General features: G+C 67.6%; 17 protein-coding genes. 5 read left to right on the plus strand and 12 right to left on the minus strand.

Annotation, left to right across the window (positions count from 1 at the left end; genetic code table 11):
* Positions 1 to 2 precede the first annotated feature (2 nt).
* The 4 genes from AAEX57_RS06285 to AAEX57_RS06300 form a co-directional block, all read right to left on the minus strand.
* Positions 3 to 1,709 (minus strand): NAD-dependent malic enzyme, encoded by a 1,707-nt coding sequence (locus AAEX57_RS06285; RefSeq protein ID WP_342091364.1) that lies wholly within the window; start codon positions 1,707 to 1,709, stop codon positions 3 to 5.
* Positions 1,710 to 1,744: 35 nt separating this feature from the next.
* A complete protein-coding gene (locus AAEX57_RS06290) occupies positions 1,745 to 2,701 on the minus strand; it encodes an L-lactate dehydrogenase (protein ID WP_342091363.1) in 957 nt (318 codons plus the stop codon).
* A 9-nt stretch (positions 2,702 to 2,710) separates the two neighbouring features.
* Positions 2,711 to 3,229: a response regulator transcription factor gene (locus AAEX57_RS06295; protein WP_342091362.1), complete on the minus strand. Its 519-nt coding sequence runs from the start codon at positions 3,227 to 3,229 to the stop codon at positions 2,711 to 2,713.
* A 165-nt stretch (positions 3,230 to 3,394) separates the two neighbouring features.
* A complete protein-coding gene (locus AAEX57_RS06300) occupies positions 3,395 to 4,525 on the minus strand; it encodes a sensor histidine kinase (RefSeq protein WP_342091361.1) in 1,131 nt (376 codons plus the stop codon).
* Here AAEX57_RS06300 and AAEX57_RS06305 point away from each other — a divergent pair.
* Positions 4,524 to 4,727, plus strand: coding sequence for a hypothetical protein (locus AAEX57_RS06305; RefSeq protein ID WP_342091360.1), 204 nt, complete (start codon positions 4,524 to 4,526; stop codon positions 4,725 to 4,727). The two genes, AAEX57_RS06300 and AAEX57_RS06305, sit on opposite strands and share 2 nt — an antisense overlap.
* Positions 4,728 to 4,743: 16 nt before the next feature.
* Here the strand turns inward: AAEX57_RS06305 and aroB are convergent, their stop codons facing one another.
* The 8 genes from aroB to AAEX57_RS06345 all read right to left on the minus strand — a co-directional run bounded on the left by aroB (position 4,744) and on the right by AAEX57_RS06345 (position 13,244).
* Complete coding sequence (gene aroB / locus AAEX57_RS06310) at positions 4,744 to 5,832, minus strand: 3-dehydroquinate synthase (RefSeq protein WP_342091359.1); 1,089 nt, start codon at positions 5,830 to 5,832, stop codon at positions 4,744 to 4,746.
* Positions 5,832 to 6,395, minus strand: coding sequence for a shikimate kinase (locus AAEX57_RS06315; protein WP_342091358.1), 564 nt, complete (start codon positions 6,393 to 6,395; stop codon positions 5,832 to 5,834). The genes aroB and AAEX57_RS06315 overlap by 1 nt, the downstream gene beginning before the upstream one ends.
* Positions 6,388 to 7,581, minus strand: coding sequence for a chorismate synthase (aroC, locus tag AAEX57_RS06320; protein ID WP_342091357.1), 1,194 nt, complete (start codon positions 7,579 to 7,581; stop codon positions 6,388 to 6,390). Before aroC ends, AAEX57_RS06315 begins: the two co-directional genes overlap by 8 nt.
* Before the next feature lie 13 nt (positions 7,582 to 7,594).
* Positions 7,595 to 8,419: a shikimate dehydrogenase gene (locus tag AAEX57_RS06325; protein ID WP_342091356.1), complete on the minus strand. Its 825-nt coding sequence runs from the start codon at positions 8,417 to 8,419 to the stop codon at positions 7,595 to 7,597.
* Positions 8,419 to 9,534, minus strand: coding sequence for an endolytic transglycosylase MltG (gene mltG, locus AAEX57_RS06330; RefSeq protein WP_342091563.1), 1,116 nt, complete (start codon positions 9,532 to 9,534; stop codon positions 8,419 to 8,421). The genes AAEX57_RS06325 and mltG overlap by 1 nt, the downstream gene beginning before the upstream one ends.
* Before the next feature lie 5 nt (positions 9,535 to 9,539).
* Positions 9,540 to 9,986 carry a Holliday junction resolvase RuvX gene (gene ruvX / locus AAEX57_RS06335; RefSeq protein ID WP_446721104.1) on the minus strand — a complete coding sequence of 149 codons (447 nt, stop codon included), beginning with the start codon at positions 9,984 to 9,986 and terminating at the stop codon, positions 9,540 to 9,542.
* Between the two features lie 29 nt (positions 9,987 to 10,015).
* Positions 10,016 to 12,700 (minus strand): alanine--tRNA ligase, encoded by a 2,685-nt coding sequence (alaS, locus tag AAEX57_RS06340; RefSeq protein ID WP_342091354.1) that lies wholly within the window; start codon positions 12,698 to 12,700, stop codon positions 10,016 to 10,018.
* A 118-nt stretch (positions 12,701 to 12,818) separates the two neighbouring features.
* A complete protein-coding gene (locus AAEX57_RS06345) occupies positions 12,819 to 13,244 on the minus strand; it encodes a DUF948 domain-containing protein (RefSeq protein ID WP_342091353.1) in 426 nt (141 codons plus the stop codon).
* A gap of 130 nt (positions 13,245 to 13,374) precedes the next feature.
* Here AAEX57_RS06345 and AAEX57_RS06350 point away from each other — a divergent pair, with 130 nt between their 5' ends.
* The 4 genes from AAEX57_RS06350 (at position 13,375) to AAEX57_RS06365 (ending at position 17,332) form a co-directional block, all read left to right on the plus strand.
* Positions 13,375 to 14,529 (plus strand): YihY/virulence factor BrkB family protein, encoded by a 1,155-nt coding sequence (locus AAEX57_RS06350; protein WP_342091352.1) that lies wholly within the window; start codon positions 13,375 to 13,377, stop codon positions 14,527 to 14,529.
* Between the two features lie 180 nt (positions 14,530 to 14,709).
* On the plus strand, positions 14,710 to 15,606 hold the full coding sequence (locus AAEX57_RS06355) for an ABC transporter substrate-binding protein (RefSeq protein WP_342091351.1): 897 nt from the start codon (positions 14,710 to 14,712) through the stop codon (positions 15,604 to 15,606).
* Positions 15,603 to 16,535, plus strand: coding sequence for an amino acid ABC transporter permease (locus tag AAEX57_RS06360; protein WP_342091350.1), 933 nt, complete (start codon positions 15,603 to 15,605; stop codon positions 16,533 to 16,535). The genes AAEX57_RS06355 and AAEX57_RS06360 overlap by 4 nt, the downstream gene beginning before the upstream one ends.
* Positions 16,535 to 17,332, plus strand: coding sequence for an amino acid ABC transporter ATP-binding protein (locus tag AAEX57_RS06365; protein WP_342091349.1), 798 nt, complete (start codon positions 16,535 to 16,537; stop codon positions 17,330 to 17,332). Before AAEX57_RS06360 ends, AAEX57_RS06365 begins: the two co-directional genes overlap by 1 nt.
* Positions 17,333 to 17,385: the final 53 nt, after the last annotated feature.

Raw genomic sequence — 17,385 nt, forward strand, 5'->3', positions numbered from 1 at the left:
GATCAGAGGACCTCGATCGCCGGGTAGTCCGGGGACCACATCTGCTCATGGATCTGCTGCACCGGGTTCTCCAGCGGGCGCTCCGCCAGACCCTCCTTCTCGGCGGCCTTGGCGACGGCGATCGCCACCCTCGCAGAGACGGCCCGCAGCCGGTCGATCCGCGGCAACAGGGAGGCGCCCGGTTCCCGGGAGGTGACCACCTTGGCCACCGCCTCGGCCGCGGCCAGGATCATCCCGTCGCTGACTCGGGAGGCCCGGCAGGCGGCCACGCCCAGCCCCAGGCCGGGGAACACCAGCGCATTGTTGGCCTGCGCAATCTCATGGGTCACTCCATGGTGGTCGACGGGCTCGAAGGGTGACCCGGTGGCGATCAGCACCCGTCCGTCGGTCCACTCCAGCAGGTCCTCGGGCAGCGCCTCCGCCTTCCGGGTCGGGTTGGACAGCGGCATGATGATCGGGGTCTGGCAGTGCTCCGCCATGTCTCGCACGATGCCCTCGTCGAAGGCCCCGGCCTGGGCAGAGGTGCCGATCATGATGGTCGGATGCACATTGCGCACCACGTCGGCCAGTTCCACCTTGCCGGGCGTGTCCAGCTGCCAGTCGGCGATCTCGTCGTCGGTGCGGGCATAGGGCTCCTGGAAGTCGCGCATCTTGACCCCCTCGCGCAGCAGGCCCCGCGAGCCCAGGCCCCAGAAGCAGGCCAGCGCCTGTTCGCGCGGGATGCCGCGCTTGACCATCCGCTGCACCAGCAGGTCGACGATGCCGATCCCGGCCGTGCCGGCCCCGTGCACCACGATCCGCTGGTTGACCAGCCGCTGACCGGAGCGGCGCACGGCGGCCAGGATCGCGGCCACCACCACGGCCGCGGTGCCCTGTATGTCGTCGTTGAAGGTGCAGATCTCACCGCGGTACTTGTCCAGGATCCGATGGGCATTGCCCGCGCCGAAATCCTCCCAGTGGATCATGGCGTGCGGGTACATGGTCTGCACGGCCTGCACGAAGCGGTCGATGAAGGCGTCGTAGCGCTCACCGCGCACCCGGGCATGGCGATAACCCAGGTAGGTCTCGTCGTTGAGCAGTTCGATGTTGTCGGTGCCGACGTCCAGCACGACGGGCAGCGCACGACTCGGGTGGATGCCCGCGGCGGCGGTGTAGACGCCCAACTTGCCGACCGCGATGGCCACGCCACCGACGCCCTGGTCACCAATGCCCAGGATTCCCTCCGAATCGGTCACCACGATCAGGTCGACGTCCTCGCTGGGGTAGCCGTAGGAACGCAGCGCGGGCTCGATCCCGTCGGGATCCTCGATGGACAGGAAGATGCCGCGCGGCCGGTGGTACCAGTGGCTGTAGGTCTCGATCGCCTTGCCGATGGTCGGGGTGTAGACGATCGGCAGCATCTCCGCCAGGTGCTCGGTGAGCAACCGGTAGAAGAGCGTCTCGTTGCGATCCTGCATCGTGTTCAGGAAGACGTACTTTGCCAGATCGTCGGACTCGCCCTGGTACTGGGCGTAGACGCGCTTCAGCTGCTGGTCAATCGTGACGACATTCGACGGCAGCAGGCCGTTGATGTTCAGGTCGATCCGCTGTTGGCGGGTGAAGGCCGTCCCGAAGTTGCACAGCGGGTTGGTCAACACCTCGCGTCCACGAGCGGCGATCCGCAGGGTGTAGGTGCCGTCGGGTTCGTGGACGTAGCTGAAGTTCGACATGCCCCCCAGCCTAGGCCCAGAGCCCCCGGACCGGGTCAGTAACCCAGCGTGGCCAGGCTGCTGCGCAACTGCTCCGCGGAACGGTGCAGCGCGGAGACCTCGGTAGGATCCATCGGGATCTCCAGCACCCGCTCGATCCCAGCGGAACTGACCAGGGTGGGCAGCGACAGCGCGACGTCGTGGATGCCGTAGTAACCCTGCAGCACGCTCGACAGCGGCAGCGCGGTGCGGGTGGGCGACAGCAGCGCCTCCACCAGCCGGGCGCCGGCCAGCCCGATGGCGTAGTTGGTGGCGCCCTTGCCCTCGATCACTTCGTAGGCGGCAAAGGCGGCCTCGTGGGCCAGTGCCTCCAGCACATCGTCGGTGAAGACCTTCTTGCCGGCAAAGCTCCACTCCCGGATCGGCACCGACGAGATGTTGGCGCTGGACCACACCGGGAATTCCGAATCGCCGTGCTCGCCGACGATGGTGGCGTGCACATTGCGCTGGGCCACCTTGGTCTTCTGCGCGATCAGGTAGCGCAGCCGCGACGTGTCCAGCATGGTGCCGGTGGAGAAGACCTGCGCGGTGGGCAGGCCGCTGATCTTCTGCGCGACGACGGTCAGCACGTCGCAGGGATTGGTGACCAGCACATAGAGCGCCTCGGGCGCCTGCTCCAGCAGCTGCGGCATCATCTGTTCCAGGATCTTGGCATTGGTGGCCGCCAGATCCAGCCGGGTCTGCCCGGGCTTCTGCTTGGCACCGGCGGTGATCACCACCACCGACGAATCCTTGACCACCGAGATGTCGTCGCCGCCCATCACCGTCGAGTTGGTGAACTGGGTGCCGTGCGCCAGGTCCTTGACCTCCGCCTCCACCTTCTTTGTGGCAATGTCGTACAGGCTGACCACGCTGGCCGAGCCGCGGATCAGGGCCGCATAGGCGAGCGAGGTGCCCACCGCGCCGGCTCCGACGATCGACAGCTTGGAGGGGTGACGGGTTGACTTGGCCATGGGGCGATTCTAGTGGGGCATCGGGAATGGTCCGTGCCGCCAGTCCCCGCGGGGTCCGGATTGCGCCGGCTGGATCAGGGTCGCGATCTGCACCCGGTTGGACAGTCCCAGCTTTGTCAGGATGCGGGAGACGCACGCCTTGACATTGCCGACGCTCATGTAGTGCTGACTGGCGATCTCTGCGTTCGTGAGCCCTTGGGAGATGGCCAGGGCAACCTCCGCCTCGAGCTCGCTGAGTTGCGCGAGCGCGTCCAGGGACTCCTGGCGGGCACTGCCGTCCACGGTGAAGGCAGACATGAGGCGACGGGTGATTGCAGGCGCGAGTGTGGGTTCGCCGCAGTTCACCCGACGGATGGCCGCGGCGAGTTCCTGGGGGCTCGCGTCCTTCAGGAGGAAGCCGTCGGCCCCGGCGTCCAGCGCATCCCGGATCATGTCATCGGTGTCCCAGGTGGTCAGCACCAGCACGCGGGGCGGGTGCGACCGCTGCTTGAGCACCCGCGTCGCCTCGATCCCGTTCATGCCGGGCATGCGCAGGTCCATCAGGACGACGTCCCGGGTCCAGGTGCCGGACCCGCTCGGTGGCCTCCTGCCCGTCACTGGCGCTGCCGAGGATCTCGATGTCGTCCTGCTCCGCGAGCATGGACGTGATTCCGGTCAGGACGAAGGCGTCGTCGTCGACCACGATGAGTCGGATCACGGCTTCTCCTGCAGTGGGACGGTGACCTCGAGGACATGGGTGCCCCCGAGGATGGCATGCGAAAGGCTTCCCCCGCACAGCTGGACACGTTCCGTGATCCCCCGCAAGCCGTAGCCCGCAGGCGTGGTGCCCGGAGCACCGACGGGATTGGTCACGACCAGCAGGCAGTGATCGGACTCCTGCCGAACGGTGACCTGGATGGGGCCCGCACTGCCGTGCTTGTGCGCATTGGTGACAGCCTCCTGGGCCATTCGGAAGAGGCGTCGCCCGATACCGGGGGCAAGATCTGCGCAATCCAGGTCCATCTCCACCTGCACGGGGTTCGATGGGGTGCTGGCCTCCACGGCAAGCCGGGGCAGGTCGACGAGGTCCGGTTGCGGAACACCGGGCTGTTCCTCGCGCAGGTCGCTGAGGATGCCACGAAGCTCGCCGAGCGAGGCGCGCGCATTGGCCCTGATCAGTGCGCCTGCCCGGGTGCGCTCTTCATCACTCATCACGCTGCGGTGCTCGAGGGCAGCCGAGTGCATGCTGATCAGGCTCAGGCGATGGGCCAGCACGTCATGCATCTCCCGCGCGATGGCCAGGCGTTCAGAGGCATGGGCAGCGGTCACTGCGCTCTGCTGTTCACGGGCCAGCGCCGCGTTCTGTGCCCGCAAGGAACGCACCAGGGCCTGGTTCGCACCGAGGAAGCTCCCCCAGGCAACAAGGCACTCCACGCCCAGCGCGACGACGGCTAATCCCCACCATGAGTCCTGGTAGGCCCCCTCCGGGGTCCAGGGCAGGCGCCAGCGCACCAGTGCCAGCACCAGGTAGGTCGCCCCGGCCACCTGGCCGCGCCACCACCCTCTCCTGCTTGCCGTGCCCGTGACGTGGACGAGGGCCGCCCCGCAGGCCGACGTCGCCACGGCCGACATCACCAGGCCGGCAACCTCCCTCCCCCGTCGCGCCTGCCAGAAGGCACACATGCCCAGGACCGCGTCACCCAGCAGCCACCCCACAGGTACTTCCACCTGGTTCCCGGCAGCACTGTCCAGGGCACACAGGAGCACGAACAGCACGCTCGCGGCAGCCAGGAGCGTGCCACCGGGGCCCAGCGTCGCGCTCGGTATGGTCACGATGGTCCTCATGGGCGCGGACTTTTCCTGGGCCCTGCCCACTGCCTGGCCCTACCGCTTCGGGCTGAGCGTCCTCGACGAGGGTTACGCCTACCCGTGGGACGGAGCTCTGGCAAGTGGTGCCGCCGTCCATGTCGCGTGCACGGTGCTCGCACTGGTCATCGCCACCACGTCTGCGCGGCGCCCCGCGGTGATCAACGCGCCCATGCGGTGAGCACCGGGGCGCTGACCTAGTGCGGGTCCAGCGTGGCCCACGCCTCGCGCAGCAGGTCCTCGTCGGGGCTCTCGATGATGGTCACCTGTCCGACGTCGCGCAACCCCACCAGGCGCAAGGCATTGCCGCGGGCCTTCTTGTCCAGGCTCATGGTGGCGCGCAGGGTGCTCCACTCCCCCGCGTTGTAGACCGTCGGCAACCCCACGCTGGCCAGCACCTCCCGGTGACGGCGCGCCACCTCGGCCGGCAGCCCGACGGTGCGCTGCGCCACCTCCGCAGCAAAGACCATCCCGATCGCCACCGCCTCGCCGTGGCGCCAGGTGAAGTGCTGGAACTGCTCGATCGCGTGGCCCAGGGTGTGGCCGTAGTTCAGCGCCTCCCGGCCCACCCGGTCCGCTGTGCTGGTGGCCTCCCGGAGGTCCGCGGAGACCACCCGGGCCTTGACGGCGATGGCCCGTCGCACCAACTCTGCGAAGCGCACGGTGGTGACGTCGACGGCTTCGACGGGGTCCTGCTCCACCAGCTCCAGGATCCGCGGATCGGCGATGAAGCCGCACTTGATCACCTCGGCCAAGCCGGAGACCACCTCGGCCTCTGGCAGGCCGATCAGCAGGTCGAGGTCGCACAGCACCCCACGAGGTTCGTGGAAGGCACCCACCAGGTTCTTGCCGGCCGCAATGTTGATGCCGGTCTTGCCGCCCACGGCGGCATCCACCATGGCCAGCACGGTGGTGGGGATGCTGATGTAGCCGACGCCGCGCAGCCAGGTGGCGGCCACGAACCCGGCCAGATCGGTGGCGGCACCGCCGCCGATCCCGATCACCACGTCGGAGCGGGTCAGCCCGGCCATCGCCAGGTCATCCCAGCAGCGTTGCAGCACCTGGCCGGTCTTGGCCGGTTCGCCCGGCGGGATCTCGACGGTGACCGGCTCCACCCCGGCCTGCTTCAACCGCAGGGCGACGTGTTCCGCCCGGTCGCTCATGACCGGCTGGTGGATGATCGCGGCGCGGGCGGCCCCGGCCGCCAGCGCGTCGATCCGATCCAGGACGCCATGTCCGATCTGCACCTGGTAGGGGTGTTCAGCCTCAACCTGCAGGGTTGCCATCACTGCTCCTGTGCGGGATCGTCGGGTTTCTCGTCGCTGACCCCCAGCTCGGCCAGCACCAGCCGGACGACGGCATTGGGCTTGAGGCCGTTGGTGTCGATCCGGGTGGTTGCCACCTGGCGGTAGAGCGGCAGCCGCTGGTTCATCAGCCTGACCATGGTGGAGTGCACATTGTTGGCGAACAGGGGCCGCCCGGCGCCGGCGATGCCGACCCGCCGGCTGGCATGGTGGGCGCTGACGTCCAGCCAGATCACGTGGGAACCGGCCAGCGCGCCCCGGATCCGGTCATTCATCACGGCGCCGCCGCCCAGGCTGACCACGCCCGGGGTGGCCAGCATCTCCAGGGTCACGTCGCGTTCCAGCTCACGGAAGGCCGGTTCGCCGCGGGTGACGAAGATCTCGCCAATCGGCATCCCGGCGCGCTCCTCGATCAAGGCGTCGACGTCGGTGAAGGTAACGCCCAGCTTCCTGGCCAGTTTGCCCCCGACGGTGCTCTTCCCGGCGCCGGGGGCGCCGACCAGCACGATGGTCTGAGGCAGCCCGGCCGTCTCGGGTTCAGTCATGGATCTTGAGCCCCCGCTCGGCGACCTGCGCCAAGTAGGTCTCCAGGTTGCGGCGGGTCTCGGCCACCGAATCCCCGCCGAACTTCTCCAACACCGCCTCGGCCAGCACCAGCGCCACCATAGCCTCCGCCACGACGCCCGCGGCGGGCACGGCGCACACATCGGAGCGCTGGTGGTGCGCCCGCGCCTCCTCACCGGTGGTCACGTCAATGGTCCGCAGAGCCTTGGGGACGGTGGCGATCGGTTTCATCGCGGCACGCACCCGCAAGACCTCGCCGGTGCTCATCCCGGCCTCGGTGCCACCGGCATGCTGGGTGAGCCGACGGATGCCGTCCGGGCCGGGGGCGATCTCGTCGTGCGCCTGCGAGCCGCGCACCCTGGCCAGCTCGAAGCCATCACCCAATTCCACGCCCTTGATCGCCTGGATGCCCATCAGCGCGCCAGCCAGCTTGGCGTCCAGCCGACGATCACCCTGGGAGTGCGAGCCCAGACCCGGGGGCAGCCCCCAGGCCAGCACCTCGACGACGCCGCCCAGGGTGTCGCCCGCCTTGTGACAGTCCTCCACCTCGGCCTGCATGGCCCGGCTGGCTTCGGGGTCATTGCAGCGCAGCGGGTCGGCGTCGATCCCTTCCAGGTCGTCGGCGGTCGGGAAGGTCTGGGCGGCCCTGACCGGGCCGAGCTCCACCACATGGCTGACGACCGTGATCCCGCAGGCCTGCAACAGGAAGTTCTTGGCCACCTGACCGATGGCGACGCGCGCCGCCGTCTCGCGGGCACTGGCCCGCTCCAGCAGCGGACGCGCCTCGTCCCAGTCGTACTTCTGCATCCCGGCCAGATCGGCATGGCCGGGGCGCGGCCGGGTCAGCTTGGCATTGCGGGCCTGCGCGTCCAGCACGTCCTGCGGCACGACGTCTGGGCTCATCACCTCGGTCCACTTGGGCCATTCGGTGTTGCCCACCATGATCGCAATCGGGGAACCGAGCGTCTCGCCGTGCCGGAAACCGGCCAGCAGGGTCACCTCGTCGGCCTCGAACTTCATCCGGGCGCCGCGGCCGGCACCCAGCCGGCGCCGGGCCAGGGCCTGGCGGATGTCGTCGGAGGAGATCTCGACGTGGGCGGGAATGCCCTCCATCGTGGCGATCAGGGCCTGACCATGGGATTCACCGGCGGTGAGGTAGCGCAACATGCGCACCAGTCTCTCAGAGTTGGGCGCGGCGCTTGAGCTCTTCTTGCCCAGCAGACTTCAGCGTCGCGAAGCCGACCTCTCCCCCGGTCATCAACCGCACCTGTTCGACGGCCTGACCGGCCAGCAGGTCAAGGCCGTTCAGCGTGGTCCTGCCGGCTGCTTGTGCGGCGGTGGCCAGGGCGGTGGGCCACGGGTCGTAGACCGAGTCGAAGACCACCGCGCAGTGCGCAACGAGTTCGGTGGCCAGGTGGTCCGCTCCCCCTTCGGGGACGGTGGACAGCAGGATGTCGGAGTCGATCACCTGCCCGGGAGCCAGTTCCCGCACCGCGCACAGCATCCCCAGGGCCTTGGTGCAGAAGCCCTTCAGCTCCTGCGCGCGCTCGGGGCGACGGGCCAGCACCAGCACCCGCTCGACGCCCATCTGGCGCAGCGCAACGACGGCGGAGCGGGCGGTGGCGCCATTGCCGACAACCGTCGCCGAATCCGCGGAGTCCACCCCGGCCTCAGCGAAGGCCAACTGGTAGCCCCCGACGTCGGTATTGCGGACGATCGGCTCGTCACCGAACACCAGGGTGTTGGCGGCGCCCACCAGCTCCACCAGCTCGTCGGCCTCGCCGTACTGCCGGATCGCCACCTTGTGCGGCATGGTGACGCTCAATCCGCGCCAGGATGAGTCCAGCCCGGTGACGAACCCGCCCAGTTCCTCCGGCGTCAGGTCAACCGCCGTGTAGGCCCAATCCAGCTCGAGCTCGCGATAGGCGGCCCGGTGCAGGGCGGGAGACAGCGAGTGACCGGCCGGATGGCCGATCACTGCGCAGTTGGCGCCAACGGAAGTCATCAGGCGGGACAGCCGGACTTGTCCTTGGCCGTCTTGCAGAAGGCCCTCCATTCGGCGTCGTTCTTCCTGTGCTCCTCATAAGTCTTCGCAAACTTCGTCTCGCCGGTCTTGTAGTTGACCGTCAGCCAGTACTTGAACTCGCTCTTGGTGGGGTGCAAGGCGGCCTTGATGGCCTTCTCGCCCGGCGCACCGATCGGGCCGGGAGGCAGGCCCCGCGCCCGATAGGTGTTGTAGGGGCTGTCCTGCTCCCGGAATCCCTTGGGCAGGAGCTTGCCCAGCGGCGTATTGGTGGCGTAGTAGCTGGTGGAGTCCAGCTGCAGCTGCATCCCGTCCTCAAGGCGGTTGTAGATGATGCCGGCCACCATCGGCATGTCCTTCTCCTTGGCCTCCGCCTCCAGGATGGACGCGACGGTCATGACCTCCAGCGGGGTCCGATCCAACGACTCGGCGCCCGCCACCAGCTTCTGGCTGGCCGCAACCTCGTTGTACTGCTTGGCCATCAGCTTGAGAATGGACACGGCGGTCGGCTTCTGGCCGATCTCATAGGTCTGCGGGAACAGGAAGCCCTCGGCGGTCTTGGCATACTTCGGCAGGCCTAGCGCCTGCGGATTCTTGGCCGCGGCCTCGAAGTCCTTCACGGGGATGCCGGTCTTCTTGCTCAGCACGGCAAACTGATCCTTCATCCGCAGCGCCTCGGGCACCGTCACCCGGTTTTGCACCCGGTTGCGGGGGTTCAGCAACATCTCGACGGCCTGATCGGCAGAGATCTGGGTCTTCAGCTTGTAGGTGCCGGCCTGGATGGTCTTGGACTTCTCGTTCTTGGCGTAGGCCTTGAGGAAGGCCTTGCGGCTCTTCACCACGCCGGACTTGACCAGCAGGTTGCCGATGTCCCCACCCAGCGACTCCTCGGGGATGGTGATCTGGACGTCCTTGACGCCCGGCCCCTCGGCATAGTCGTCGGAGGTCTTGTAGCTGACATAGGCGGTACTTGCCTTGTCGTAGACGAACCAGCCTCCACCGATCAGCACCGCCAGGCTGAGCAGCACGGCGAAGGCGCTACGGGCGTGGTACCAGACCTTCTTCCAGTCCCGGTTTCCGTCGTTGTCCATGAACATGCCGCTCACAGTGCTACATCCTCCGCTGTTGCCGTGCCAGATCCCTCGGCGAGGGCCTGTTCCAGAATGGCAACTGCGGCCATCTGGTCGATCACGCCGCGCCGTTGGCGAGCGTTCTTTCCTGCCTGTTCCAGCCTCTTGTGCGCCGTGGCGCTGGTCAACCGTTCATCCACCAGGGTGAGCGGAACCTTGCCCAGGGCCGCTTCCAGCCCGACGGCCACCTGCCGCATCGCCTGGGCCGCGATCCCCTCGTCGCCCTTGAGGCTGATCGGCAGGCCCAGCAGCACCTCGACCGGTTCGTACTCTGCCACCAGCTGGGCTATCCGGCGCAGCACCTGCGCCGGGTCCTTCGGGGTGTTCTGGACGGTGTCGACCGGGTAGGCCAGGATCCGTTGCGCATCGCACGCGGCGACGCCGATCCTGGCCTTGCCCCAGTCAAGGGCCAGCAACACACCGCTGGCCGTGGTCAACCCCGCCACGCTCAGCCCTGCAACGCGGCTTCGAGGGCGGCCAGCGCCTCGGGCGCCGCGGCACCATTGGTGCCACCGCCCTGCGCCATGTCGTCCTTGCCGCCGCCCTTGCCACCGAGCTTCTCCGCAGCGACGCGCACCAGCGCACCAGCCTTGGCGCCCTTGTCCCGGGCCGCCTGTCCGGTCGCGACAATGAGCGCGGGCTTGTCGTCGGTGCCGCCCACCAGGGCCACGACGCTGGCGACGTCCGCGAGCCGGCCGCGCAGCTCGGTGGCAAGATTGCGCAGCTCATTGCCACCCACCCCCGGAACCTCCTTGGTGACCACCGTGTAGCCGTTGACGTCGTGGGCGGTGGCGAGGATGTCGCCGATTCCGGCCATCAGCTGCTTGGCCTTCAGGTCGGCGATCTGCTTCTCCGCGGCCTTGAGGTCCGCAACGAGCTTCTCGACGCGCTCGGTGAGCTGCTCCGGACGGGTCTTGAGGATGTCGGTCAGGCCGTTGACCAGGGCACGCTCGCCAGCCAGATGCTTGAAGGCATCAGTGCTCACCAGGGCCTCGAAGCGACGTGCACCGGAGCCAATGGACTGCTCGGACAGGATGTCGATCATGCCGATCTGGGCGGTGCTGGCGACGTGGGTGCCGCCGCACAGCTCGCGACTCCAGTTACCGTCGCCCAGCTCAACCATCCGGACGATCTCGGGGTACTTCTCCCCGAACATCGCCTGCGCACCCTTGGCGCGGGCCTCGGCCAGCGGCAGTTCCGTGGCGTGGAACTCCAGGTTCTCGCGCAGCGCCTGCTGGCAGCGCTCCTCGATCTCCAGGCGCATCTGCTCACCCATCGACTGCTGGCTGGAGTAGTCGAAGCGCAGGTAGCCGGGCTTGTTGTAGGAGCCAGCCTGGGTGGCCGTCGGGCCCACCAGTTCGCGTAGCGCAGCACCCAGCACGTGGGTGGCGGTGTGCGCCTGGCAAGCGCCCAGCCGGTACTGCGCGTCCACGATCGCCTTGGCCTCGGAACCGGCGCCGAAGTCCACGCCCTCGGGCACCTGCACCTTGTGCACCACCAGGCCGGGCACCGGACGCTGGACATCCAGCACGTCCAGGCTCACCCCGTCGACGACGATGGTGCCGGCATCGGAATCCTGGCCGCCGGACTCGGCGTAGAAGGGGGTCTCGGCGAGCACCAGCTCGACGGTCTGGCCCGCCTGCGCCCGGTCGCTGACGTGGCCGTCGGCGATGATCCCGCGCAGGGTGGTGGGCACGCTCAGCTCGGTGTAGCCCAAGAAGGGCGTCTCGCCCTGCTCACGCAGTTCTCGGTAGGCCTCGTGGCTGACGGTGCCGCCTTTCTTGGCCTTCGCGTCGGCCTTGGCGCGGTTGCGCTGCTCGGCCATCAGGGACTTGAAGCCATCCACGTCGACATCCAGACCGGCCTCACTCGCCATCTCCAGCGTCAGGTCGATCGGGAATCCGTAGGTGTCGTGCAGCTGGAAGGCCTTGTCACCGCTGAGCTTCGGGGCGCCGGAGCCCTTGACGTCGGCCACGGCCAGGTCGAAGAGCTGGGTGCCCTGGGTCAGGGTGCGACGGAATGCCTGCTCCTCATTTGTGGCCACGGGCAGCACGCGGTCCCACTGATCCGCGACATCCGGGTAGGAGACCTCCATCAGGGACTTGGAGACGCCCAAGAGCTCCGGCAGCACCGGATCGGTGACGCCCAGCAGGCGCATCGAACGCACGCTACGGCGCAGCAGCCGGCGCAGCACGTAGCCGCGGGCCTCATTGCCCGGCGTGACACCGTCGGTCATCAGCATCAGCGAGCTGCGGACGTGGTCGCCCACCACTCGCAGCCGGATGTCATCCTCGGGATCCCTGCCGTACGCCTTGCCGGCCATCTCGGCGGCGCGCTCGATGACGGGGAAGACCTCGTCGATCTCGTACATGTTGTTCTTGCCCTGCAACAGGTAGGAGATGCGCTCCAGGCCCGCGCCGGTGTCGATGTTCTGGGTGGGCAGCTGCCGGGCGATGTCGAAGTCGTCCTTGGCCCGCACCGCGGAGAGGTCCTCCTGCTGGAAGACGAGGTTCCAGATCTCCAGGAAGCGGTCCTCGTCGGCCTCCGGGCCGCCGTCCTCGCCATACTGCGGCCCGCGGTCGATGTAGATCTCGCTGCAGGGGCCGCCGGGGCCGGGCACGCCCATGTTCCAGTAGTTGTCCTTGAGGCTGCGGCCCTGGATGTGTTCCCGCGGGATGCCCGCCTGCAGCCAGTACTCGATCGCTTCCCTGTCTCCCTCGGGATAGTCCGGGTGGAAGCCGGGGCCGAGCACCGTCACCCACACCTTCTCCGGCGCGAAGCCGAAACCACCGTTGTGCTGCTCGCTGGTGACCAGCTCCCAGGCGTACTCGATCGCTTCCTTCTTGAAGTAGTCGCCGAAGGAGAAGTTGCCCAGCATCTGGAAGAAGGTGCCGTGTCGGGTGGTCTTGCCGACCTCCTCGATGTCCAACGTGCGGACGCACTTCTGGTTGCTCACCGCCCGCTTCCAGGGAGCCGCCTCCTCGCCGGTGAAATAGGGCTTGAAGGGCACCATGCCGGCGTTGACGAACAGCAGCGTGGGGTCGTTGTACAGCAGCGAGGCGCTGGGCACCACGGCGTGCTCCTTCGACGCGAAGAAGTCCAGGTAGCGACGACCGATCTCGGCTGCTTTCATCAACGTTGTCCTTGCTTGTTGTCCAGATGGCATTTCGACGTGCGCCCAACCTTATCCGGTACGGCCGACCACAGTCGCATGGATTGTCCCCGCCCACCTCCCTGCGGGGCGCGGGACCTCACTCGCCCGATTCGACTTCCCCGGCCACCTCACGCGGGCGACGGCGGGGACGGTGCTCCTGCACCCGTCGGCCGACGTCGCGGGCGGCGCTGGCCCCCTTGCCCACCACCTCGGCCGTCTTCACCAGAGGGGTGCTGACCACGGTGGAGACATTCGCGGCCTGTTCGGTCATGGTGGAGGCGTTGTGGCTCATCTTGGCCAGCTCCTGGGTGACCTCACTGAGCCGGGCGATCTCCGCAGTGGTGGTGGTCACGGTGCCCTTCAACTCGTCGAGGATCGGCGTGGAGCTCTGCCCCAGGTTGCGCACGGCCAGGCGCAACTCGTCCATCACCCCGCCCAGCTTGATCAACGGCACCGCGCACAGGGCCACGAAGACCACGGCGGCAGCGGCGGCGATCAGGCCAGCGATCTCTCCCCATGACATGAGGCCCCAGCGTAGTCGTGCTGAATCTCCCCTCAGCGAACACGGCCGTCGACGACACCCTCCGGCAACCCGACGCGGATAGAGTCAGCGGCGACTGCCTGACCGGCAATGCCCTTCCCCTGGAGGTTCCATGTCTGAGCAACAGCACATCACTGACACCAAAGAGAAGTCCGACGCCCCCCACCCGGACGATCCGCGCAAGCCGTCCACCCCGGCCGAGCTCAACAAGCCGGGCTGGAAGTTCACCGCCAAGAATGCGCTGCGCGAGTTCGGCAATGACCAGTGCACGGATCTGGCGGCCGGCCTGACCTACTTCATGGTGATGGCCCTGTTCCCCGGCCTGCTGGCGCTGGTCTCCCTGCTGGCCCTGTTCGGCCAGTCGGAGGGCGGCACCCAGGCCCTGCTGGACGTGGTGCGCCAGTTGGCGCCCGGCGATGCCTACAACCAGATCAAGGAACCCCTGCTTGCCATGGTGAACTCCCGGGGCACCGGCCTCGCCCTGGTGATCGGCCTGCTCAGCGCCATGTGGTCCGCCTCCGGCTTCGTGGGTGCCTTCGGCCGCACCATGAACAAGGTCTACGAGACCACCGAGGGCCGCCCCATGGTCAAACTCCGGTTGACCAACCTGGCCGTCACGCTCTTCTGCACCGTGGTGGGCGCCGTGATGCTGGTCGCGATGGTGGTCAGCGGCCCGGTGGCCGAGGCGATCGGCAATGTGATCGGGCTCGGCTCGCAGGCCGTGATGCTCTGGGGCATCATCAAGTGGCCCGTGATGCTGGCGCTGGTGGTGTTGATGGTCGCCGTCCTCTACCACTTCACCCCCAATGTGAAGCAGCCCAAGTTCCGCTGGATCTCGGTAGGTGCGGCGATCGCCATCCTGGTCTGGATCCTGGCCTCGCTGGCCTTCGCCTTCTACGTAGCCAACGCCGGCAACTACTCCAAGACCTACGGTGCACTGGCCGGCGTGATCGTGATGCTGCTGTGGCTGTGGCTGACCAACCTGGCGCTGCTCTTCGGCGCCGAGGTGGATTCCGAGCTGGAGCGTGCCCGGCAGCTGCAGGCCGGCCTGCGCGCCGAGGACAACCTGCAGCTGCCGCCGCGCGACACCACCGGCATCGAGAAGGCCGAGAAGAAGGAGGCCAAGGCCCGCGAGGAGGCCCGCGACGTCCGTCTGCACGCCCAGCAGGGCCAGGTGCTGGACGCCAAGGACCAGAAGGCGGCCAAGAAGCTCCGCGAGAAGGACGGCTACGACGAAGATGGCTTCGTCGACGACGACAAGTCCTGATCCGCAACCGGCAGATCGCCGGTGATTTGACGGCGCCCATCCCCCACCACGGGGATGGGCGCCGTGTCTCTGCCCTGTGGCCACAAATCTTGCGAGAAGGCTTGGGGTGACCCCGGTTGGTGCCGAAGAATTTGCGGTGAGAAGATGTCCCGGTTGTCCATTCCCGGGAGGATCTGTCGGATGAAGCGTTCACCAGGGGTAGCCGCGCTGGCCGCCTCCGCCCTGTGCACCGCGCTGCTGGCCAGCGGCTGCGCCACCAACCTGAGCGGCTCCGGCCTGCCCACCAGTTCATCGTCGGCCAGCCTGCCGCCGATCACCGCCAACCAGCAACTCTTCGCCAAGCTCCCGGCGACCGTGCAGCAGGGCAAGAAGATCGTCGTGGGTACCTCCCCCACCTACAAGCCGGTGGAATTCCTGGAGGGCGCGCAGGTCAGTGGGCTGGACGTGGACCTGTTCAATGCCGTTGGTGAGCGTCTTGGTGTCGACGTCGAGTGGCAGCAGAGCCAGTTCGACCAGATCCTGATCGGCATCCAGGCCAAGAAGTACGACGCGGGTGTCAGCGCCTTCACCGTCACGCCGCAGCGGATCAAGAGCGTCAACATGGTCAGTTATCTCTCGGCCGGGTCGCTGTGGACGGTGCAGAAGGGCAACCCGCAGCAGGTGGAGGCCGGCAAGCCCTGCGGACGCACCATCGCGGTGCAGACCGGCGTCGTGCAGGAGCTGGAGTTGAAGGATGCCCAGGCCAAGTGCGGCAGCAACAAGATCAAGATCCTGTCCTTCGGAGACCAGGGTGAGGCCACCGCGGCGCTGGTCAGCGGCCGTGCGCAGGTGATGGCGGCCGACTCCCCGATCGCGCTCTACGCGGTGAAGATGAATGAGACCAGCATCGAGCAGCTGGGCGAGCCCTATGACGCGGCGCCCTATGGCGTGGTCACCCGCAAGGAGGACGCGCAGTTCGCCGAGGCCGTCAAGACGGCCTTCGACGAGATCAAGGCCTCCGGCCACTATGACGCGATCCTGGCCAAGTGGAACCAGGGCGACGGTGCGATCGACAAGTTCGAGGTGAACCCCGCATGAGCAGCGCCGTCGAAGCCCCCACCCGCACGCCCGACGTGATCGAGGCCGTGCCGGTCCGCCACCCGTGGCGCACCGTCGCCGCCGTGCTGGTGGTGATCGTGCTGGCCATGCTGGCGCACCAACTGGCCACCAATGAGGCCTTCGACTGGGGCTTCACCCTGGATGCGATGCGTCAGGTTCCCGTCGCCAAGGGCTTCTGGCTGGGCGTGATCCTGGTCACCATCGGCTCCATGGTGGTGGGTGTGCTGGGCGGCATCCTGCTGGCCGTGATGCGGATGAGCCCCAACAAGCTGCTGTCCGGTGTGGCCTTCACCTACGCCTGGTTCTTCCGTTCCATCCCGCGCTATGTCCTGCTGTCAATCCTGGGTGGCGCCGGAGCCTTCTTCCCCAACCACATGGTGGGCATCGGCATCCCCTACGGCGCCGAACTGATGAACCTCTTCGGGATCGACGCGTCGCTCAAGATCGCCCACCTGGACGCCAACCAGCTCTTCACCGGTTACCTCGGCGCCATGCTGGGCCTGGGCCTGTCCGAGGCCGCCTACTTCAGCGAGATTGCCCGTTCCGGCATCATCAGCGTGGAGAAGGGCCAGCACGAGGCCGCCACCGCACTGGGCATGACCCGCGGCCAGGCGATGCGGCGGATCATCCTGCCGCAGGCCATGCGGGTGATCATCCCGCCGATGGGCAATGAGACCATCGCCATGTTCAAGGACACCTCCCTGCTGATCGCGCTGCCGCTGGCCGGTGAGATGCTCTTCCAGCTGCGCAGCATCGGCACCAACTACTACAAGATGATCCCGGTGTACATGGCCGCCTGCCTGTACTACCTGATCACCACCACCATCTTGATGATTGGCCAGAGCTGGCTGGAGAAGCGCTTCGGCCGCGGGCATGCCCCGCTCAACTACACCGGAGGCGACCACTGATGAGCACCCCCACTGCATCATCCACATCGGGCGACGACGCGCAGGTGCGCGCCGTCAACGTGCACAAGTCCTTCGGCAACCTGGAGGTGCTCAAGGGCGTCGACCTGGAGGTCAAGCGCGGCGAGGTCGTCGTGCTGCTCGGGCCGTCGGGTTCCGGCAAGACCACCTTCCTGCGGCTGATCAACCAGATGGAAACCCTCACCGGGGGCCGGATCTGGGTGGACGGCGAGCTGATCGGCATCACCGAGCGCGACGGCAAGCTCTACCAGCGCACGGAGAAGGACATTGCCCGGCAGCGCTCCAGCATCGGCATGGTCTTCCAGCGCTTCAACCTCTTCCCGCACAAGACCGCGCTGGAGAACATCACCGAGGCGCCGATCGTGGTGAAGAAGACCCCCAAGGCGACCGCCGAGGCGCGCGGCCGAGAGCTGCTGGCCCAGGTGGGCCTGGCGGATCGTGCCGACTCCTTCCCGAGCCACCTGTCGGGCGGCCAGCAGCAGCGCGTCGCCATTGCCCGTGCGCTGGCCATGGAGCCGGACCTGATGCTCTTCGACGAGCCCACCAGTGCGCTGGACCCGGAGCTGGTCGGCGAGGTGCTGACGGTGATGAAGGACCTTGCCGCCAAGGGCATGACCATGATCGTGGTGACCCACGAGATCGGTTTCGCCCGGGAGGTGGCCGACCGGGTGGTCTTCATGGACGGTGGCGTGGTGGTGGAGCAGGGCACCCCGGCCGAGGTGATCGACAACCCGCGCGAGGAGCGCACCAAGGCCTTCCTGGGGCGGGTCAAGCACTGATCGTCGGTGGGGGTTTCGTCGTCCGATTCTGCGCCCGGTGCCACACGGCCTAG

The organism is Luteococcus sp. H91 (genome assembly GCF_038433135.1).
GTDB lineage: Bacteria > Actinomycetota > Actinomycetes > Propionibacteriales > Propionibacteriaceae > Luteococcus.